At 69.0% G+C, this 19518-nt stretch carries 17 protein-coding genes; 5 read left to right on the top strand and 12 right to left on the bottom strand.

Annotation, left to right across the window (positions count from 1 at the left end; translation table 11 throughout):
• The first annotated feature begins 61 nt into the window (after positions 1–61).
• On the top strand, positions 62–817 hold the full coding sequence (locus AC3WT6_RS00985; RefSeq protein WP_492651680.1) for a TetR/AcrR family transcriptional regulator: 756 nt from the start codon (positions 62–64) through the stop codon (positions 815–817).
• Positions 818–820: 3 nt separating this feature from the next.
• On the opposite strand, the gene AC3WT6_RS00990 is transcribed toward AC3WT6_RS00985, so the two are convergent.
• From AC3WT6_RS00990 to AC3WT6_RS01045, 12 genes are all read right to left on the bottom strand, one after another.
• Positions 821–1675: an SDR family NAD(P)-dependent oxidoreductase gene (locus AC3WT6_RS00990; RefSeq protein ID WP_492651681.1), complete on the bottom strand. Its 855-nt coding sequence runs from the start codon at positions 1673–1675 to the stop codon at positions 821–823.
• A 144-nt stretch (positions 1676–1819) separates the two neighbouring features.
• Positions 1820–3019, bottom strand: a complete 1200-nt coding sequence (locus tag AC3WT6_RS00995; protein ID WP_492651682.1) for an acyl-CoA dehydrogenase family protein — start codon at positions 3017–3019, stop codon at positions 1820–1822.
• Positions 3020–3122: 103 nt separating this feature from the next.
• Entirely contained in the window at positions 3123–3959 is an 837-nt protein-coding gene (locus AC3WT6_RS01000; protein WP_492651683.1) for an extracellular medium-chain-length polyhydroxyalkanoate depolymerase, read from the bottom strand.
• 97 nt (positions 3960–4056) lie between these two features.
• Positions 4057–5121 carry an NADH:flavin oxidoreductase/NADH oxidase gene (locus AC3WT6_RS01005; RefSeq protein WP_492651684.1) on the bottom strand — a complete coding sequence of 355 codons (1065 nt, stop codon included), beginning with the start codon at positions 5119–5121 and terminating at the stop codon, positions 4057–4059.
• Positions 5118–5741 (bottom strand): acyl carrier protein phosphodiesterase, encoded by a 624-nt coding sequence (locus tag AC3WT6_RS01010; protein ID WP_492651685.1) that lies wholly within the window; start codon positions 5739–5741, stop codon positions 5118–5120. The genes AC3WT6_RS01005 and AC3WT6_RS01010 overlap by 4 nt, the downstream gene beginning before the upstream one ends.
• Positions 5742–5744: 3 nt before the next feature.
• Positions 5745–6758, bottom strand: a complete 1014-nt coding sequence (locus AC3WT6_RS01015) for an enoyl-CoA hydratase/isomerase family protein (RefSeq protein WP_492651686.1) — start codon at positions 6756–6758, stop codon at positions 5745–5747.
• A 38-nt stretch (positions 6759–6796) separates the two neighbouring features.
• Entirely contained in the window at positions 6797–8890 is a 2094-nt protein-coding gene (locus AC3WT6_RS01020; protein ID WP_492651687.1) for a putative bifunctional diguanylate cyclase/phosphodiesterase, read from the bottom strand.
• A complete protein-coding gene (locus AC3WT6_RS01025; RefSeq protein ID WP_492651688.1) occupies positions 8887–9408 on the bottom strand; it encodes a YfiR family protein in 522 nt (173 codons plus the stop codon). The genes AC3WT6_RS01020 and AC3WT6_RS01025 overlap by 4 nt, the downstream gene beginning before the upstream one ends.
• 1 nt (position 9409) lies before the next feature.
• Complete coding sequence (locus tag AC3WT6_RS01030) at positions 9410–11386, bottom strand: TonB-dependent receptor plug domain-containing protein (RefSeq protein WP_492651689.1); 1977 nt, start codon at positions 11384–11386, stop codon at positions 9410–9412.
• Between the two features lie 204 nt (positions 11387–11590).
• On the bottom strand, positions 11591–12139 hold the full coding sequence (locus AC3WT6_RS01035) for a nuclear transport factor 2 family protein (RefSeq protein ID WP_492651690.1): 549 nt from the start codon (positions 12137–12139) through the stop codon (positions 11591–11593).
• Positions 12140–12185: 46 nt separating this feature from the next.
• On the bottom strand, positions 12186–12890 hold the full coding sequence (locus tag AC3WT6_RS01040; protein WP_492651691.1) for an SDR family NAD(P)-dependent oxidoreductase: 705 nt from the start codon (positions 12888–12890) through the stop codon (positions 12186–12188).
• 106 nt (positions 12891–12996) lie between these two features.
• Entirely contained in the window at positions 12997–14280 is a 1284-nt protein-coding gene (locus tag AC3WT6_RS01045) for an O-acetylhomoserine aminocarboxypropyltransferase/cysteine synthase family protein (RefSeq protein WP_492651692.1), read from the bottom strand.
• 296 nt (positions 14281–14576) lie between these two features.
• Between AC3WT6_RS01045 and AC3WT6_RS01050 the strand changes: the two genes are divergently transcribed.
• The 4 genes from AC3WT6_RS01050 to AC3WT6_RS01065 all read left to right on the top strand — a co-directional run bounded on the left by AC3WT6_RS01050 (position 14577) and on the right by AC3WT6_RS01065 (position 19511).
• On the top strand, positions 14577–15359 hold the full coding sequence (locus AC3WT6_RS01050) for an enoyl-CoA hydratase-related protein (RefSeq protein WP_492651693.1): 783 nt from the start codon (positions 14577–14579) through the stop codon (positions 15357–15359).
• Between the two features lies 1 nt (position 15360).
• Positions 15361–17169 (top strand): acyclic terpene utilization AtuA family protein, encoded by a 1809-nt coding sequence (locus tag AC3WT6_RS01055; RefSeq protein ID WP_492651694.1) that lies wholly within the window; start codon positions 15361–15363, stop codon positions 17167–17169.
• Between the two features lie 162 nt (positions 17170–17331).
• Positions 17332–18012, top strand: a complete 681-nt coding sequence (locus AC3WT6_RS01060) for a TetR/AcrR family transcriptional regulator (RefSeq protein WP_492651695.1) — start codon at positions 17332–17334, stop codon at positions 18010–18012.
• Complete coding sequence (locus tag AC3WT6_RS01065) at positions 18009–19511, top strand: acetyl-CoA carboxylase biotin carboxylase subunit (protein ID WP_492651696.1); 1503 nt, start codon at positions 18009–18011, stop codon at positions 19509–19511. The genes AC3WT6_RS01060 and AC3WT6_RS01065 overlap by 4 nt, the downstream gene beginning before the upstream one ends.
• The last annotated feature ends 7 nt before the right edge of the window (positions 19512–19518 follow it).

Consider the following 19518-nt stretch of genomic DNA (forward strand, 5'->3'; position numbering starts at 1 on the left):
TCTGATTCAAGATTAAAACCGGATTCCAATTTCAGCCCTCCTCGGTCAGACCGGAAGCACTTTGAGCACCAAGCAACGCAAGCAGCGGGAATTCGAGGCGCGCGAACAGCGTTTTTTAGCCGCCGCGCGAGAGCTGATTCGCGAGCAAGGTCTGCTCAAATTGCAGATGAGCCGCATCGCCGAACGCGCTGAGTACGCCGTCGGCACGCTCTACCTGCATTTCGCTTCCAAGGAAGACCTGCTGCTGGCGCTGACCATCGAGCAGGTGCGCGAGCACGTCGAGCTGTTCTTGCGGGTGGCGCGCTGGGAGGCTTCCTCGCGCGAGCGGATGTTCGCCTTTGGCGTCGCCGACATGCTGTTCGTGCGCCGCAACCCCGAGCATTTCCGCATCGGCCAATACGTGTTCACCGAAGTGGTCTGGAACGCCGCCTCCGCCGAGCGTCGCGCCGAGCTGCTGGAGGCCAACGACCCGATCGGGGCCCTGGTGGTGGGCCTGATCAGCGAGGCGGTGGACGCCGGCGATCTGGAGTTGCGCGGCCTCACTCCCGAACAGGTTTCGGTGGGCGTCTGGGCGCTGACCATCGGCACCCACAACCTGGTGCACGCGGAAGGCGTGATGGACGACTTCAATGTCCGCGATCCCTACCGGCTGTTCTGCCGGCACCTGCAGACCCTGCTCAATGGCTACGGCTGGAACCCGCTGGTGGACATCGCCGACGACGCCGCGCTGGACGCGCTGATCCTGCGGGTCAGCCGCGAGCTGTTTCCCGACCTCTGCGGCGACTGCACGGCCCAGGCGGCCAAGGCGGCCGCCTAGGGGCTAGTGCCGGTAGTAGTCCGGCCGGCCGGCGGTCCACAGCTCGCCCCAGAGCTTGCCGCCGCCATCGACGGTGAGCACCTCGCCGGTGATGAAGCTACCGGACGAGGCGCTGAGGTAGATCACCGATTCCGCGATCTCCATCGGCGTGCCCGGCCGCTTGAGCGGGTTCGCCAGCGGAAATTCCTTCTGCGCCTCGGGTGGATACACGTCGAGGCCTTCGGTGGCGGTCAGCCCCGGCGCCACGCAGTTCACCCGCACGCCCAAGGGCGCCCATTCCACCGCCACCGTGCGGCTGGCGCCGATGATCCCGGCGCGCGCCGCGACGGTGTGCGCGACGCCCGGCATGCCGCGCTCGATCACCACCACGATGTTGACGATCGAGCCCGGCCCGCCGTGGTCGCGCCAGTGCTGGGCGGCGCGCTGCATCATCAGCCAAGTGCCGTTGAGGTTGTTGTTGATGACCGCGTTCCAGCCCTTGGGCGCGTAGTCGATGGCGTTCTGCGGAAACTGGCCGCCGGCGTTGTTCACCGTGTAGTCGATGCGGCCGTAGTGTGCCTGGGCTTTCCTGAACAGCTCGTCGACCTGCTCCGGCTCACGGACATTGGTCGGCACGCACAGCACCTCGCCACCCTTGCCGCGCACGAACTCGGCGATGGCGTCGAGCTTTTCCGGCGTGCGGCCACAGATCACCAGCTTGGCGCCCAAGCGCGCGAACAGCAGCGCGCAGGCGCGGCCGATGCCGCTACCGGCACCGGAGACCAGCGCGACCTTGCCCTTGAACAGATCGGGGCGGTACACGGTTTCGGCGGCCCAGAGATTTTCGGGGTTGTTGAGTGCGGCGATTTCGGGGGACATGGAATGTGGCCTCTGGCTCCCCTCTCCCCTGGTGGGAGAGGGGCTGGGGGAGAGGGGGCCTCAATCTTGTGATCAGCCAGCACGCGGCTGAGCCGCGCACCCCACTCCCTAACCCTCTCCCACCAGGGGAGAGGGGACTCACTCTCAAGCGCTCAGCAATTCCTTGCTGATGATCATCTTGCGCACCTCGCTGGTGCCGGCCCCGATCTCCAGCAGCTTGATCGAGCGGTACAGGCGGTTGATCTCGCTCTCCCAGATGTAGCCGGTGCCGCCATGCACCTGCACGGCATCGTTGAGCACCTGGTTCATGGTCTCGGCGACGTAGAGCACGCCGGCGGCGGTGAGCTTGTGGATCTCGCCACGGCCGCCGTCCTCCTCGCCGATCACGTTCGCCGCGCGCAGCACCTGGTAGGTGAACAGACGCATCGACTCGACGCGGGTATACATGTCGGCAAGCTTGGCCTGCACCATCTGGAAATCGCTGATCGCCCGCCCGAACTGCTTGCGCTGCTTGGAGTAGTCCAGGGCCAGCGCGAAGGCGCGCTCGGCTATCCCTAAGCAGATCGGCGAGATCATCGCCCGCTCGAGGTCGAGGCCCGACATCACCACCTTCACGCCACGGTTCTCGCCGCCGACCAGATTGGCCGCCGGCACCTTGCATTCGTCGAACACCAGCTCGGCAGTCTGGCTGCCACGGAAGCCCATCTTCACCAGCTTCTGCGCCACCTTGAAGCCGGGGAAATCCTTCTCGACGATGAAGGCGGAGACGCCCTGATTGCCACGGTCCTTGTCGGTCTTGGCATAGACCAGCAGCACGTCGGCGACCGGGCCGTTGGTGATGTAGATCTTGCGGCCGTTGAGGATGTAGTTGTCACCCTCGCGGCGCGCGGTAGTACGCATCGAGCCGATGGCGTCGGAGCCGGCGCCCGGCTCGGTGAGGCCCAGCGCGCCGATGGCGGTGCCCTTGACCAGGCCCGGCACGTACTTGGCCTTCTGCTCCTCGTTGGCGTTGCGCAGGATGTTGTGCAGGCACAAGTTCTCGTGCGCCACCCAGGAAAGCGCCAGCGCATGGTTCCAGCGGCCGAAGGCCTGCAGGATCAGGCCCGAGGTGAACACGTCCAGCCCCGAGCCGCCGTACTGCTCGGGCGCGGTGATGCCGAAGTAGCCGGTGGCGCCGATCTTGGGAAAGATGTCCTTCGGCCACCATTCCTCGTCGTCCATCTTCTGCGCCAGCGGGTACATCTCGCTCTGGGCGAAGTGGTCGGCTTGGTTGAGGATCTCCATCTCGTCGGTGGAGAGGCCGGTGAAGGCTTGGAGGACGCTGGGACGCTCGCTGCTGGACATGGGACGGTGCTCTTGGTGAGTCTGACTTACCGAAGAGCTTAGACAGCGCCCGCCCGCTGGGCTTCGTCCGATTTGGTGAGGGCCGCCGAGCAGCCCCGGCGACTCAGTGCCGGCGCACCCAGTCCAGGACCAGCGCCGGCGACTCCGCCAGGATTGCGTGCCGCACGCCCGGCGCCAGGAACAAGCCCACTTCCACGCCCATTGCCTTCAGCCGGTCGTGGTAGAGCTGCATGGTGGCGGGCGGCACGATGGTGTCGTCGGCACCGTGCAGGAACAGCGTCGGCGGGTGATTGCTCGGCAGCTGCGCCGGCAGCGTGCAGGTGCTGCCGTTGCAGGTGGCGTAGGAGCCGGACTGGACGATCAGCGCGCGGAAGCGCCCCGGAAAACTCACCGCCATCCGCGAGGTGTTGTAGCCGCCACTGGACATGCCGGTGGCGTAGAGCCGGTGGCTGTTGATCGGCCCGAACTGGCCGGCGCCCAGGCCGTCGAGCACTGCGGTCAGCACCCGGTAGTCCTCGGTGTCGGTATAGGGCTGGGTGGTATCGACGCCGTAGGCATTGGTGTCCCAGTACTGGAGCAGCCGCGCCTGATTGACGGTCGGCGCGATCACCGCGTAACCGGCATCCAGCAGCTTGGCGAAGGTCTCTGATTCGTACTGGAAGCCGGCCAGCATGGCGCTGTTGCCGTTCCAGTAGTTGGGGAACACGCCGGTCTGGTACCAGACCACCGCCGGCCAGCCACCGGCAGGCGGCGTGCCGTCCGGCAACTGGTATTCCACCGTGCGCGTGCCCTGGCCACCGGTCGGCACCTGTTGCGTACGGTACTGGCAGCGCAGCATGTCGATGCCCAGAACGCTGGACGCCTTGCAGGACGAACTCGCCTGCGCCACCGGCGCGGCCAGCAGAGCGATGAGGATCAGCAGCAGGGAGGGTGCGCGCATCGGGGTTCTCGACGATACAAGCCGGCACGAACGAGTACCGGTTGCGCATATTTTCAACGTACCTGAACCAGATTGCACGTTTCGTCGCCGCCTACCCCTACCAGGCCCGCTGGTACTGCGGCGGCACCGCCAGCGTATGGCCCAGGGCCTTGGCGGCGTGATACGGCCAGTAGGGATCGCGCAGCAGCGCGCGCGCCAGCAGCACCAGATCGGCCTCACCGGCCGCGACGATGGCTTGCGCCTGCGCCGGCTCGGTGATCAGGCCGACGGCGGCGGTGGCGATGCCCGCCTCGCGGCGGATACGCGCCGCGAACGGCACTTGGAAGCCCGGTGCCACCGGAATCGCCGCGCGCGCCAGGTTGCCGCCGGTGGAAACGTCGATCAGATCCACCCCCAGCTCCTTGATCTGCCGCGCCAGCGCGATGCTCTGCTCAATCTCCCAGCCGCCGGACTCGGCCCAGTCAGTGGCGGAGATCCGCACCAGCAGCGGCAGGTGTTCCGGCCAGACCGCGCGCACCACGCTGACGATCTCGCGCAGCAGCCGGGTGCGGTTGTCGAAGCTGCCACCGTAGTGGTCCTCGCGCGCGTTGCTCAGCGGCGACAGGAATTCGTGGAGCAGATAGCCGTGCGCGGCATGCACTTCCACCAGCTCGAAGCCCGCCGCCAGCGCCCGTCGCGCCGCCTGCACGAAGCTCGCCTTGATCGCCTCGATGCCAGCGAGATCCAGCGCCTGCGGCGTCTGCGAGGCTTCGTTGAAGGCGATGGCGCTGGGCGCCAGCAGCGGCGACCAGCCCTCGGCCTCGGGCCCCACCGGCTTGCCGCCCAGCCAGGGCCGCGCGGTACTGGCCTTGCGGCCGGCATGCGCCAACTGCACGCCCGGTACCGCGCCCTGGGCGCGGATGAAGGCAGTGACCGGCGCCCAGGCGGCAACGTGCTCCTCGCGGTAGAGGCCGGCATCCGCTGGCGAGATACGGCCCTCGGGGCTCACCGCGCTGGCCTCGGCGATCACCAGGCCGGCGCCACCGACGGCGCGGCTGCCCAGGTGCACCAGATGCCAGTCGTTGACCAGGCCATCGACGCAGGAATACATGCACATCGGCGACACCGCGATGCGGTTGCGCAGGGTCAGTCCGCGCAGCTTGAAAGGGTCGAACAGGTTCACGCGGAAATCTCCATGGCAGCGGCGCGGGTCTCGCTCAGACCGGCGGCAAGCAGTTGCAATGCCGACTGCCGCAGGTCGCCGAGCAACTCGGCCAGATGCGGCCGCAGCGCCTCGGCGCCCTGCGGCCAGTGCGCCGCCGCCGCCAGCAGCGGCTCCGGCTTGCGCAGACGCGCGGCGGTACGGCGGATCGCCAGATCGATGCCGGCCGGCTCGCCGTAGGAATGCAGCAGCGCGGTGAAAGATGCGGCACTGCTGCTGCGGCCACCGGCGAGCAGGAACCAGTCGCTGGCGTCCTCGATGGCCTGGCCGGCGCGCCGGCAGAACGCGGTCAGCGGCTCCTCGGAAAACTGCGGCCAGTCCTGCACCAGGCGGTAGTCGGCGACCAGATCGAGCAGGATGCCGGCATAGCGGCGGCCGCCGTCGGGCCAGGCCGCGCGCAGCGCCAGGCTGCGCGGATGCTGGTCGGTGAGCGCGTCGATGCGCCGGTGCAGGCGCACGCCCTCGACGATCTCCGGCGGATAGGCGGAGAGATCGGGGCCGTGCACGACATCGCCCAGCACCGAGCCGGCCAGCGAGGTCTTGGTCTGGTCGGCGAGCCAGAGGTGGGCGAGAAAGTTCACCGCTCAGAACTCGATGGCATCGACCAGCCCCCAGGCCAGCGCAGTGGCGGCGTCGATGCGCCGGCCCGACAGCACCCAGCCGGCCAGCCGCTGGCGGCCGATGCGGCGGGCGATGCTCACCGTGCCGCCAGCGCCCGGAATCAGCCCGAACTTCAGCTCCGGCAACTGGAACCAGGCATCGGCGCTGGCGACCAGGCGCCCGGCGAAGGCCGGGAACTCGATGCCGGAGCCGACGCAGGCGCCGTGCAAGCGCACCGTCGCGCGCGCCGCGCAGGCGGCGAGCAGCCGCCCCGGCAGCGCCAGGCTGCGCACCAGGTGCGCGGTCACCGGGTCCGGCGCGCTACCGAACTCGCTGAGATCGCCGCCGGTGGAGAAGCACTTGCCCTCGCCAGCGAGCGAAACCGCCTCCAGGCTGTCATCGGCCAGCACCAGTTGCAGCGCCTCGATCAAGGCGTCGCGCATCTCCACGCTCATGCCATTGCGCAGGCTGGGACGATTGAGGCGCAGACGCAGCATCCCGCCCTCGCGCTCGATCCGCACCGCCGGCCCCTGGTCGCGGTGCGCCAAGGGCTGCGCCGCGCGGTTGGCCTGCAACCAGGCGCGGAACTCCGGCCCGGTCTGCAGGCTGGAATAGGCCAGCGACTCGGCGAACAGCGCCGACTCCAGCGGCAGGCCCTCGCTGGCGCGCAGCAACTGCACCAGCACACAGGCCGCCAGCGGTGTGCGGCGGATGCCCTCGATCAGCGGCGCCGCCTCGGGCAAGGTCGCCAGCTGCACATCGCAGGCCGCCGCCAGCGGACTAGACCCGCCACCGACGGCGATGCTGGGCGCCGGCAGCGCGCGCAACCAGGCCAGCACTGCCGGCCGCACCTCGGCGCCAGCGGCGCTGGCGACGTCCAACAGCAGGCAGGGCGACTCGCCTAGCGCAGAAAACCGGCTGCGCGCGGCCGGGTCTTGCGCCAGACCCGCCAGCTCGGCGGCGGAAATGGTGGGCAGCGTGGCGAGGGCGGCAGACATGCATACGAGCTTAATGCAGGCGCGCGCCTTTGCTGGGTTCAGGCCGCCAGACCGCCGCAATCGTCAGGGGCGGCCGCCTCGTTCCGGCCTGCCGCGGCGCTCAGGCGCCGCTGCCAATCGGCAAGGAAGGCTTCCAGCGGCTGTGGCCGCGCGAAGTGATAGCCCTGCCCCAGCGCACAGCCCTCGCGGCGCAGAAACTCCAGCTGCTCGGCGGTTTCCACACCCTCGGCGAGCACCTGCAAACCCAGACGGGCACCGATCGCGATGATCGCGGCGGCCACCTCGCAGTCGCTGGCAGAGCCGGGAATATCGTCGACGAAGCTGCGGTCGATCTTGAGCTTGCGCAGCGGCAGACGGCGCAGATAGCTGAGCGAGGAGGCGCCGGCGCCAAAGTCGTCCACCGCGAAGCTGACTCCGGAGCCGGCGATGGCGTGCATGCGTTCCGCCACCAGCTCGATGCGCTCGGTCATCACGCTCTCGGTGACCTCCAGCTCCAGGTGGCGGGCGGCAAAGCCGGTCTCGGCCAGCGCGCTGGCGACCGTCGCCACGATCTCCACTTCGCTGAGCTGACGCGGCGCCAGATTGACCGCGAGCCGGAAGTCCTCGGCCACCCCCAGCGCCAGCAGCCGCGCGCCGTCCGCGCAGGCCTGGTGCAGCACCCATTTGCCGATCGGCACGATCAGGCCGGTTTCCTCCGCCAGCGAGATGAAGTCCTTGGGGCCGACGATGCCGCGCTGCGGATGGCGCCAGCGCAGCAGGGCCTCGACACCGCACAGGCGGCCACTGGCGAGATCGAGCTGCGGCTCGTAGACCAGATAGAACTCCTGCCGCTCCAGCGCCCGCCGCAGATCGGCCTCCATGCGCAACCGCTGCTCGGCAACCGCCTGCAGATCCGGCGTGAACGGCCGCCAGGTGTTGCGGCCCTGGTTCTTGGCGGCGTACAGCGCCAGGTCGGCGTGCCGCAACAGCTGGGTCAGCTCGCCGACATGCTCCGGGTAGAGCGCAAAGCCGGCGGAGACGGTCACATACACCTCGTGGCCATCGACGCGAAACGGCGGGCGGGTGCGCTCGACCAGGCGATCGGACAGCTGCCGGCAGCGCCATTGCAGCCCCTCGCCGACCAGCAGGGTGGCGAACTCGTCGCCGCCAAGCCGGAAGATCGCCACGTCTTCTTCCATCATCTCCCGCAGGCGGGTGGCGAACTTCACCAGCAGCTCGTCGCCGGCCTGGTGGCCCAGGGTGTCGTTGACCAGCTTGAAGTTGTCCAGGTCGAGCAGCACCAGACCGCAGTGCGGCGTCGCGTCGGCGTCGTTCTGCGCCGCCACCTCCTTCATGCGCTCGGCCAGGGCATGGCGGTTGCCCAGCTGGGTCAGCACATCGTGGCGGACCAGATGATCGAGCGCCGCCTGGGTGCGGCTGCGCTCCTGCAATTCGTGGGTTAGCGCCTGCTGGCGCAACTCGATCTCGCCCAGCATGGCGTCGAAGCTGCGGGCGATCTCGCCGATCTCGTTGCCGGAGGCTATGCCGCTGCGGCGCGAGTAGTCGCCCTCCTGCGCCACCTGCCGCATCAGCGCGGTGAGCTCCTGCAGCGGCCGGGTGATGAAGCGCGCCACCCGCGCGAACAGCAGCAGCGCCAGCGCCACCGCCAGAACCAGCACCCCGAGCGCGCCCAGCGCATAGGTCAGCAGCCGCTGGTTCAGGCGGTGCAGATGGGCATCGATCACCAGCCGGCCGTAGTCGCGACCCTGATAGCGCACCGGCTCGCTGAGCCGCAGCACTTCGGCGCCCGGTCGCGTCACCAAGCGCCCGCGATACTCCGCCACCAGTTGCCCGTCGGCGCCCAGCAGGCGCGCCGCCAGCACATCGTCGGAGGCACGCAGCGCCTGCAGGATCTCGCGCGCCGCCTCGACGTCGTCGAACACCAGGGCGGCGCTGCTGTTGGCGGCGATCATCTGCGCCTGTACCTGAAGATCGGCGAGCAGCGCCCGGCGACTGGCGCGGTACTCGCTGTACACCGTGACCGCCCCCGACAGCAGCGCGGTCACCGTCACCACCAGCGCCGCGCCCAGACCCAGCTGGCGCCGGATCGGCATCCGCGCCAGACGCCGCAACAGCCGGGCGGCCGGGCTCATGGGCTGGGCACCGGGCGCGCCAGCCGCAGCACCTGGGCGCTGAACGCCAGGCCCTGGCGCTCGGCGCGGCTGCGGTCGAGGGCAAACACCGGGCGGCCGTCCTCCACCGCCAGCGACAGCACCGCGCCGGAGGCACAGAGCCCCAGGCCGCAATCGGCCACCGTCATCAGGCCATCGACATGCGCCGGCTCCGCCAGCTCGGCAAGCCGTTGCCGCTCGGCACCGGCGAAGTAGGCGACATCGCAGTCCGCCAGCGCGCCCCAGTTGTTGACGCTGCGCACCGCTAGGCGACGCTCGCCGACACTGCGGCCCTGCAGATCCGGCAGCGCCGCGGCCACCTCGTCGCGGCCGATGACGCAGAGCACCAGTTCCGCGCCCGGCTCCCGCAGCGTTTGCCAGTGGGTGAACAGCATCACCTTGTAGATCACCGCCGCCTTCACCTGATCGTCCAGCACCGGCGCCGCCCACAGCGGCGCCAGCAGACTGGTCAACAGGATCAGGAGCAGCGTCTTGGCCATGCTAGAACTCGGCCTCCAGCCGCAACCGGAATTGCCGGCCGGCGCCTGGCACCGCGTCGATGCCAACCGCCGCCAGATCCGGCGAGCCGGGATCCGCGTAGCGCTCATCGAACAGGTTGTCCACCGAGGCCGCCAGCTCCAGGCCCGGTCGCAGGCGGATGCCGGAGGCGGTGAGGTTGAGCAGCCAGTAGCCGGCGCTGGAACCCAGGGCGGTGCGGCGCCGGCCAGTGCCAAGCAGCTCCAGTCCCAGGTGCGAGCCGGCGACCAGAGGCAGGCTGTTGTGCAGCTTGGCCAGCCAGCGTGGCGCATCCTCGAAATCTCGCGTCTCGTCGCGGGCGCGCTGCAGGCTCAGGCTGGCGCGGCTGCGCACACCGCTGAACCAGTGCTTGTCGAGCATCAGGTCCAGCCCATAGGCCTCGGCGCGCTCGCGGTTGGTGAACTGCGGCGAGGCCGGATCGCTGCTCTGCACGATGAAGTCGTGCACTCGCAGGTACTGCGCGGCGGTCTGTACGCGCAGGCTGTCGCTGACCCGGTTCTCCCAGATCAGATCCCAGTTGCTGGCGACTTCCGGCACCAAGTCGGGATTGGCTTCATAGCCTTCCACCTCGTAATAGCGCTCGTAGCTGCTCGGCACCCGGTAGGCCCGGCCGTAGATCAGCTTCACCGTCTGCCGCGACCAAGGCCTGAGAATCAGCGCCACCCGCGGCGTGGTCACCGCGTCGAAGTCGCTATAGCTGTCGTAGCGCAGGCCCAGGTCCAGGCTCAGCCGCTGGCTGAGCCGCCAGTCGTCCTGCACGTAGATCCCGGTGCGCAGGCCGCGCTGCTGCGTGTCCTGGTACAGCAGATAGGGATCGACGTCGTAGTTGTACTGCCGCTGGCGCTGGTCGCGCTGCAAGTCGACGCCCAGCAACAGGCGGTGGCGGCGGATGCCGCCGTAGACCGCGTTCAGCTCGCCGCCCCACCAGCGCCCCTCGGCACGATCACGGTTGAGCACGCCGTCGTAGACCAGATCGCCGCGAAAGTCGTAATAGCCGCCAAACAGGCGCGCCTGCAGCAGCCAGTCGCGCCCGGCACTACCCTCGTAGTTGAGGCCAAGATGACCCTGGCGGTCGCGGTAGCGATTGCCCGGGTCGCCGGGATCGGCGCCATAGATCGGCAGCGGCGATTGCTTGAGGCGCTCGCCGTGCACCGCCTGCACGGTCCAGGGGCCGGAGACCAGCTTGGCCGCGTAGTTCTGGAACAGCTCGCCATCGACATCCCGGAAATTGCCCTGCCCATCGGGCGAGGCGGCCAGCCCCGGCAGCTGCAGATCCTCGCCCTTGCGCTGGCCGTAGGCGGCCGAGAGCTGCAGCCGGGTCTCGGGCGCCAGCGGGCGGTCCAGTTGCAGATAGCCGCGCCGCAGGCCGGCGCTGCCCACCTCGGTCAGCAGCCGCAGCCCGGCCTGCGCGGCCGGCGCGCGGGTCACCACATTGATGGTCCCGAACAGCGCATTGCTGCCGAATACCGAGGAGCCCGGCCCGCGCACAAACTCGACGCGGTCGATCAGCTCGATCGGCACCGGCAGCTCGCGGCCGATGGCGGCGGCCTCGTAGACGTTGTCGTTCTGGCGCCGGCCGTCGATCAGCAGCAGCACCGGCGCGTTGTAGTCGCCGGCCCGGCGGATGCCGCGCACGCCCAGGTAGTCGTAGACATGATCGGAGCTGATGTGCAGGCCAGCGATGGAGCGCAGCACGTCGGCCAGCGTGCGGTAGCCGTACTGGCGGATGTCCTCGCCGGTGATGACCGTGATTGCCGAAGGCGCCTCGGCCTGCGGCTGGGGGAAGCGCGAGGCGGCATAGACCTCCAGCCCCAGCAGCTGCTCCAGCTCCAGGTCGGCCAGCTGTCCGGTGCCGACTACGCCGGCCCGCGCCGGGGGCGTAGCAATCAGCAACAGGGCCAGGAGGCAGGCGCGCCCGGGGTGTTCATTTGCCATGATCATCGGCCACCCTGGTTCTCCTGCCATTGATGGTGGGGCTCAGCAGCCGAGTGCAACGCGGCTGGGAGCAGACGGTGTACGCAGCGCCAGACCAGCCGTGGCCCCAAGTCGGCCTGCGCCCTGAGTCATGGTATCGGCCAGCCCAGGCGAACACGAATATCCGCCGGTCGGCGCAAGGCCGACCGTCGGTCCGGCGGCGGCCGGGGCTTAGCGCTCGCCGCGCCGGAACAGTGAGAAGAACGCGTAGGAAGGGTCGGCCGGCCCCGGTTTGCCCAGATAGGCGCCGCTCAGGAAGGGGTGGTCCAGCCGCACCGCCGAGGGATCGGCCGGATAGGCCCAGTCGGCGACGATGGCGCGGTGGCTGAATTTCCAGACGCCGTCGCGCTTTTCGTACTTGTCGAAGTAGCGGCCGCCGATCAGCACGTCGTAGAGGCGGTCTTCGGCCTGCACCTGGTGAAAGGCGAGGATGTAGATCTCGCCCTCGGCCCTGTCACCATCGAGCTTGAGGTTCACGGTGGTGACGTTGTGGTGCAGGATCGCCATCGCCTTCTGGATCTCCGGCAGCTTGGCGATGAAATCCATCGCCGGCCCCTTGGCGAAATGGCCGTGATCGTCGATGGCGTCCGGGTGGTACAGCGCCCGCATCTTGGCGTGGTCGTGGCGGTCGGCGGCATTGGCATAGGCCATCACCAGCTCGGTGATCGCCTGCTTGTCGAGCAACTCGTCGAGCTGCTGCTCGCGGCTTTTAATGGTCATGGTCTGCTCCGTAAGCACTCACAAGCGGCGGGATAGGAGCGGCCACTCAACTCAGGCCCACCACCGGCAGCGCCGCGCCATGGATGGCACGCGCCGCGTCTGAACAGAGGAAGCGGATCACCGCCGCCAGGTCCGCGGGCGCCACCCATTTGCCGGGATCGGCCTTGGGCATCGCCGCGCGGTTGGGTGGGGTGTCGATGATGCTCGGCAGCACGGCGTTGACGTTGATGTCCTGCTCGCGCAGTTCCGCCGCCATCGCCTCGGTGATGCGGATTACCGTGCTCTTGGCGGCGCTGTAGGCGCCCATCAGCGCCTGGCCCTTGAGCCCGCCACCGGCGGCGACATTGACGATGCGCCCCCCGCCCTGTGCCTGCATCAGCGGCACCACCGCGCGCACGGTGTTGAGCAGGGTGCCGACGTTGAGATCCTGCATCTTCTGCCAGGCCGGCGCCGGTGTGGCATGCACCGGCGTGCCCATGTCGAAGCCGCCGGCGATATTGCAGAGCACGTCGATGCCGCCGAAGCGCTGCTGCGCCTGGGCGACCGCCGCCTGCACCGCCGCCTCGTCGAGCAGGTCCACCGCCAGGCACAGCCGCTGCGGCGACTCGCCCGGATAACGCGCCGCCAGCGCCTGGGTGCTGACGTCCACCAGCACCAGCCGCGCACCTTCGGCGGCGAAGGCCGCGGCCACCGCCTGGCCCAGGCTGCCGGCGGCGCCGGTGATCATTACCGTGGATGGGGACGCGCTCATGGGCTTGTTGCTCCGCTGGCCAAAGACGCGCCGACGCTAGCACGTCACCGGGCCTGCCCCGCCCCTCCAAATGCAGGAGAAGCGAGGCCGAGCAAACCCCGGCGGGCTAGACCGCCGCCAGCGCCTGGTCGAGGTCGGCGATCAGATCGTCGATGTGCTCGATGCCGATCGACAGCCGGATGGTGTCCTCGGTGACGCCGGCCTTCACCAGCTCCTCGGGCGAGAGCTGGCGGTGGGTGGTGGAGGCCGGGTGCGCCGCCAGCGACTTGGCGTCGCCGATGTTGACCAGCCGGGTGAACAGCTGCAGCGCGTCCTGGAAGCGGGCGCCACCCTCGCGGCCACCCTGCACCCCGAAGGTGAGCAGGCCCGAGGGCCGGCCGCCGAAATAGCGCTGGGCGAGTGCGTGGCTGGGGTGATCCTCCAGGCCGGCGTAGTTGACCCACTGCACGCGCGGATGGCTCCTGAGGTGCCGGGCGACGCGCAGGGCGTTTTCGGTGATCCGCTCCATGCGCAGCGCCAGCGTCTCGATGCCGGTCAGAATCTGGAAGGCGTTGAACGGCGACAGCGCCGCGCCGGTATTGCGCAGCGGCACCACCCGCGCCCGGCCGATGTAGGCCGCCGGGCCCAGCGCCTGGGTGTAGACCACGCCGTGGTAGCTGGGGTCGGGCTCGTTGAGCTGCGGGAAGCGCGCCGCGTGCTCGGCCCAGGGGAACTTGCCGGAATCGACAATCGCGCCGCCCAGGCTGGTGCCGTGGCCGCCGAGGTATTTGGTGAGCGAGTGGACGACGATGTCGGCGCCGTGCTCGAACGGCCGCAGCAGATAGGGCGTGGCGACGGTGTTGTCGACGATCAGCGGCACGCCGGCGGCGTGCGCGATCTTGGCCAGCGCGGCGATGTCGGTGATGTTGCCCAGCGGGTTGCCGATCGACTCGACGAACAGCGCCTTGGTGCGCGCATCGATCAGGCCGGCGAAGCTTTCCGGCGCGCGCGGATCGGCGAAGCGCACCTCGATGCCGAACTGCGGCAGGGTGTGCGCAAACAGGTTGTAGGTGCCGCCGTAGAGCGTGCTGGCCGAGACGATGTTGTCGCCGGCGCGGGCGATGGTCTGGATCGCATAGGTCACCGCCGCCTGCCCCGAGGCCAGCGCCAGCGCCGCGATGCCGCCTTCGAGCGCGGCCAGACGCTGCTCCAGCACGTCGTTGGTCGGGTTCATGATGCGGCTGTAGATGTTGCCGGCCACCTTCAGGTCGAAGAGATCGGCGCCGTGCTGGGTGTCGTCGAAGGAGAACGCCACGGTCTGGTAGATCGGCACCGCCACCGCATGCGTGGTCGGGTCCGGCTTGTAGCCGGCGTGGACGGCGAGGGTTTCAAACTTGTGCGGGTTCGACATGGTCTTCACAAGGCCTGCAGTAGTGGAAAAAACCGGCTCCGGCGAGAACGCGAGCCGCCGCCCCGAAGCTCGGGGAGCGCCGCACTCTAAGCGCGCAACAACCTGAATGCCTATGCAGGCCGCTAGACCGATTTGGTCTTTGCTCAGTGCCGCCTGAAGCTAAGCGCCCAGGCCTGACTCCAAGCCGTGACTCCAGCCCATTCCGACCCAGGCCACTGGCGGCTCCCATAAATGGGTGAGGCCGACTCACCAGGCTTGCCTCAGGCTTGCGCCCTAGCCTCAAGGAGAGCCTGGGAATGTCTGAGCAAGTCCTGATCGAGCACCGCGGCGCGGTGCAGTGGATCATCATCAATCGCGAGGAGCGCCGGAACGCGCTCAACGAGGACGTCGTCCGCACGATCGACCGCGGCATCAAGGAAGCGGTCGAGGGTGGCGAGGTGAAGGCCATCGTCATCACCGGCGCCGGCGACAAGGCCTTCTGCGCCGGCGCCGATCTCGCCAAGGGCACCAAAGGTTTTGCGTTCGCGGTCGACTTCGCCCGGCCCAAGCACTACATCGTCGATCTGTTCAAGCGCCTGCAGGAATGCACCCTGCCGGTGATCGCCCGCGTCAACGGCCACGCCATGGCCGGCGGCTTCGGCCTGCTCTGCGCCTGCGACATGGCGATTGCCGCCGACGACATCCGCATCGGCACCACCGAGTCGAAGATCGGCGTCACGCCGATGATGATCCTGCCCTACATGCTGCGCGTGCTGCCGCCGCGCAAGCTGCAGGAGATGTGCATCACCGGCGAGCAGTTCAGCGCCGCCGAGGCCTACGACTGGGGCCTGCTCAACTACCTGGTGCCGCGCGCCGAACTCGACAGCAAGCTCGACTGGCTGCTCTCGCGCATCACCGACAAGTCGCCGACCGCGATCCGCCTCGGCAAGCAGGCCTTCAATGCGACGCGCGATATGGGTCTGCGCGAGGCGCTGGAGTACGCGCAGGCGATGGTGCCGGTGATGTCCAGCACCAACGACGCCAAGGAGGGCATGGCCGCCTTCCAGGAGAAGCGTTCGCCGAATTTCACGGGGACTTGAGATGAGTGCCTCACGCCTCACTCCCCGCACCTCACGCGAAGCCGTCCGCATCGGCTGCGGCGCCGGCTTCTGGGGCGACAGCGCCGAAGGGCCCAAGCAGCTGGTCGAGTCCGGCGAGATCGACTACCTGGTGCTCGACTACCTGGCCGAGATCACCATGAGCCTGCTGGCGCGCGCGCGGATCAAGGACGCGAACGCCGGCTACGCCACCGACTTCCCGGCCGTGGTCGCGGCACTGGCGCCCAAGCTGAAAGAACGCGGCATCAAGGTGGTGACCAATGCCGGCGGCGTCAATCCGCAGGCCTGCAAGGCAGCCATCGACGAGAAGCTCAAGGCCCTCGGTATCGAACTGAAGGTCTCCATCGTCACCGGTGACGACCTGCTGCCGCGCGCGGCCGAGTTCGCTGAGACCAGGGAGATGTTCAGCGGCGAGGCGATGCCGGCCAAGTTGTGGAGCATGAATGCCTACCTCGGCGCCTTTCCCGTCGCGCAGGCGCTGGATGGCGGCGCAGATATCGTGCTCACCGGCCGCTGCGTCGACAGCGCGGTGGCGCTCGGCCCCTTGATCCACGAGTTCGGCTGGCTGGCCGGCGACTACGATCTGCTGAGCGCCGGCAGCCTCGTCGGCCATGTCGTCGAGTGCGGCGCGCAGGCCACCGGCGGCATCAGCACCGACTGGGAAAAGGTCAGCGGCGACTGGGATCGCATGGGCTTTCCCATTGCCATCTGCAAGGCCGACGGCAGCTTCATCGCCACCAAGCCGGCCAACACCGGCGGTCGTGTGGCGCCCGAGACCGTGGCCGAGCAGATCGTCTACGAGATCGGCGACCCCACCGCCTACCTGCTGCCCGACGTGACCTGCGACTGGAGCGGCGTGCAGTTGAGGCAGGTCGGCGACAACCGCGTCGAGGTGACCGGCGCCAAGGGCCGCGCACCGACCGACCAGTACAAGGTGTCGGCGACCTACCAGGACGGCTTCCGCAGCAGCGGCACCATGATGATCGGCGGCATCGACGCGGTACGGAAGGCCGAGGCGGTGGCTGCCGCCATTCTCAAGCGCACCCGCGCGCTGTTCGCGCAGCGCGGCCTGGCCGACTACCTGCGCACCGACGTCGAGGTGCTGGGCAGCGAGGCCAACTGGGGCGCCCAGAGCCGCGCCCGCGGCAGCCGCGAGGTCATCCTCAAGCTCTCGGTGCACCACGCCGACAAGAGCGCGCTGGAAATCTTCGGCCGCGAGTTCATCCCACCAGCGACGGCGATGGCGCAGGGCATCACCGGCTTCTCCGGCGGCCGGCCCTCGCCGACGCCGCTGGTGCGGCTGTTCTCCTGCCTGGTGCCGAAGTCGGCGGTGGGCATCGAGGTCGATGGCGCGCCCTTCGTAGCACCGGCGGCGGGCGAAGCACCGCTCTCGGCCGCCTCGCCGGTGCCCGCCAACGAGACCCAGGCGGTCGGCAGCGATGGCGTCACCGTGCCGCTGATCGCCCTCGCCTACGGCCGCAGCGGCGACAAGGGCGATGCCGCCAACATCGGCGTGCTCGCCCGCAAGCCGGAGTTCCTGCCGCTGCTGCGCACCCAGCTCACGCCGGAAGCGGTCGCCGCCTACTTCGCGCACTACAGGCCGAGCAAGGTCGAGCGCTTCGAGATTCCGGGCTTGGGCGGCTTCAACTTCCTGCTCCACAACGCGCTCGGCGGCGGCGGCATGGCCAGCCTGCGCTACGACCCGCAGGGCAAGATGATGGCGCAGATCCTCATGGACTTTCCGGTGCGGGTTCCGGCCGCCTGGATCGAGCAGGGCCTGGTCCACGCATGAGCAAACCGCCGCTCGTAGGGTGGGCAAAGGCGCGCAGCGCCGTGCCCACGCGCTGGCTGCGCAACGGTGGGCACGGCGCTGCGCGCCTTTGCCCACCCTACCCCTGCGTCAACCGCCCCCACCCCAACCCTCCCCCGCCAGCGGGGGAGGGAGTCCAGGCGTATGAGTAGCACCAAGCCGCCGCGCGTCCACGCCCCGCGCCTGGCGCGCGAGCAGCGCGTGGACGAGATCCTGCTGGCGGCGCGCGAGCTGTTCTGCGAGAAGGGCTACGAGACCACCGCGGTCGCCGAGATCGCGCTCAAGCTGGGCGTGGTCGAGGGCACCATCTACAAGTACTTCGCCACCAAGCGCGAGCTGCTGCTGAAGGTGCTGGAGTACTGGTACGAGGAGATGTTCGGCGACTACGCCCGCGACCTCGCCGGGCAGTCCAGCCACCGCGCGCGCCTGCACCTCTTGATCTGGCGCCACCTGCGCTCGGTGCGCGACTTTCCGCGCCTGTGCCGGCTGATGTTCCGCGAGGTGCAGTCCGAGCACGACTATCGCGGCACGCTGCTGCACGACCTCAACCGCCGCTATACCCAGCTGCTGGTCGATGTGATCGAGGCCGGCGTCGCCGGCGGCGAGTTCCGCGCCGACCTGCCGGCGCCGCTGCTGCGCTCGCTGGTCTACGGCGGCATCGAGCACCACAGCTGGAACTATGTCTGCGGCCGCGGCGCGCTGGACATCGACAGTCTGGCCGAGCAGCTCACCTCCCTGGTCTGCGAGGGCATCGCAGTACACCAATCATCCCAGCCCTTCACCCCGGTCAGGGGCGAGGGCAGAAAACGCGGAGCTAGTGCATGAGCGCAGTACCCGATACCTCCCAGTGGCCTTTCAAGGCGGTGCTGGTCGCCAATCGCGGCGAGATTGCCGTGCGCGTGCTGCGCACCGTGCAGAAGCTGGGCCTGAAGGGCATCGTCGTCTACCACGCGGCCGATCGCGGCACGCTGGCGGTGAAGATGGCCGACCAGGCCATCGAGATCACCGGCCCGACGCCGGTGGCCAGCTACCTCGACGGCGCGCAGATCATCGCCGCGGCTTTAGCCAGCGGCGCCGGGGCGATCCATCCCGGCTACGGCTTTCTCTCCGAGAACAAGGGCTTCTGCCAGGCGGTGGAAGCCGCCGGCATCCGCTTCATCGGCCCGACGCCGGAGCAGATTGACCTGATGGGCGACAAGGTGCGCGCCCGCAACTTCGTCGAGAAGGCCGGCTTTCCGGTCGCGCCCTCGGCGATCGAGGACGATGACCCGGCCACGTTCGTCGAGCGCTCACGCAAGGTCGGCGCGCCGTTGCTGATCAAGCCTTCCGCCGGCGGTGGCGGCAAGGGCATGCGCATCGTCCGCGATCTTTCTCTGCTGGAGCAGGAGATCCTGCGTGGCCGCAGCGAGGGAGCGCGCTACTTCGGCGACGGCCGCCTGTACTGCGAGCGCTACATCGAGAACCCGCGCCACATCGAGGTGCAGGTACTGGGCGATGGCCATGGCAATGTCGTGCACGTATTCGAGCGCGAGTGCTCAGTGCAGCGGCGCTTCCAGAAGATCGTCGAGGAAACCCCCTCGCCGGCGCTCACCCCCGAGCTGCGCGAGAAGATCTGTGAGACCGCCGCCGGCATCGCCCGCTCCATCGGCTATCGCAACGCCGGCACGGTGGAGTTCATCTTCGGTCAGCAGGGCGAGTTCTACTTTTTGGAGATGAACACCCGCCTGCAGGTGGAGCATCCGGTCACCGAGCAGATCACCGGCATCGACCTGGTGTTGCAGCAGCTGCGGGTCGCCGCCGGCGAGCAGCTCGGCTTCGAGCAGACCGACGTGAAGGCCCAGGGCCATGCCATCGAGTTCCGCATCTACGCCGAGGACGCCGCGCGCGGCTACACGCCGACCACCGGCCCGGTGCTGGTGCTGCACCCGCCGCAGGGCGAGGGCGTGCGCTGGGACAGCGGCATTCTCCAGGGCGGCGAGGTCACCTCCGCCTTCGACCCGATGATCGCCAAGCTGATCGTCACCGGCCGCGACCGCGCCGATGCCATCGCCAAGGGCGATGCCGCGCTGCGCGACACCGTGCTGCTCGGCTGCAAGACCAACACCGCCTTCCTGCGCCGACTGATCGCGCACCCGGCCTTCGTCGCCGGCGATGTGCATACCGGCTTTCTCGACGCCAATCCGCAGATCGCCGCCGAGCCGGAGCTCGCCGCCGAGACCCTGCAGGCCCTGCTCGCCGCCGCCGCGCTGAGCACCAGGCCGATGCGCGACGTCGCCGACGCGGTACCCGACATGCACGCCGCCATGGGCGGCTGGCGCAATTAAGGAACCC

Source organism: Stagnimonas sp. FW305-C-60, from assembly GCF_058782965.1.

Bases quoted from the DNA above. Each gene is read 5' to 3' on its own strand.
- AC3WT6_RS01020 (WP_492651687.1), bottom strand. From the start codon at position 8,890: ATGAGCCCGGCCGCCCGGCTGTTGCGGCGTCTGGCGCGGATGCCGATC.
- AC3WT6_RS01025 (WP_492651688.1), bottom strand. From the start codon at position 9,408: ATGGCCAAGACGCTGCTCCTGATCCTGTTGACCAGTCTGCTGGCGCCG.
- AC3WT6_RS01035 (WP_492651690.1), bottom strand. From the start codon at position 12,139: ATGACCATTAAAAGCCGCGAGCAGCAGCTCGACGAGTTGCTCGACAAG.
- AC3WT6_RS00990 (WP_492651681.1), bottom strand. From the start codon at position 1,675: ATGTCCCCCGAAATCGCCGCACTCAACAACCCCGAAAATCTCTGGGCC.
- AC3WT6_RS01045 (WP_492651692.1), bottom strand. From the start codon at position 14,280: ATGTCGAACCCGCACAAGTTTGAAACCCTCGCCGTCCACGCCGGCTAC.
- AC3WT6_RS01055 (WP_492651694.1), top strand. From the start codon at position 15,361: ATGAGTGCCTCACGCCTCACTCCCCGCACCTCACGCGAAGCCGTCCGC.
- AC3WT6_RS01050 (WP_492651693.1), top strand. From the start codon at position 14,577: ATGTCTGAGCAAGTCCTGATCGAGCACCGCGGCGCGGTGCAGTGGATC.
- AC3WT6_RS01040 (WP_492651691.1), bottom strand. From the start codon at position 12,890: ATGAGCGCGTCCCCATCCACGGTAATGATCACCGGCGCCGCCGGCAGC.
- AC3WT6_RS01060 (WP_492651695.1), top strand. From the start codon at position 17,332: ATGAGTAGCACCAAGCCGCCGCGCGTCCACGCCCCGCGCCTGGCGCGC.
- AC3WT6_RS00995 (WP_492651682.1), bottom strand. From the start codon at position 3,019: ATGTCCAGCAGCGAGCGTCCCAGCGTCCTCCAAGCCTTCACCGGCCTC.
- AC3WT6_RS01030 (WP_492651689.1), bottom strand. From the start codon at position 11,386: ATGATCATGGCAAATGAACACCCCGGGCGCGCCTGCCTCCTGGCCCTG.
- AC3WT6_RS01065 (WP_492651696.1), top strand. From the start codon at position 18,009: ATGAGCGCAGTACCCGATACCTCCCAGTGGCCTTTCAAGGCGGTGCTG.
- AC3WT6_RS01015 (WP_492651686.1), bottom strand. From the start codon at position 6,758: ATGTCTGCCGCCCTCGCCACGCTGCCCACCATTTCCGCCGCCGAGCTG.
- AC3WT6_RS01000 (WP_492651683.1), bottom strand. From the start codon at position 3,959: ATGCGCGCACCCTCCCTGCTGCTGATCCTCATCGCTCTGCTGGCCGCG.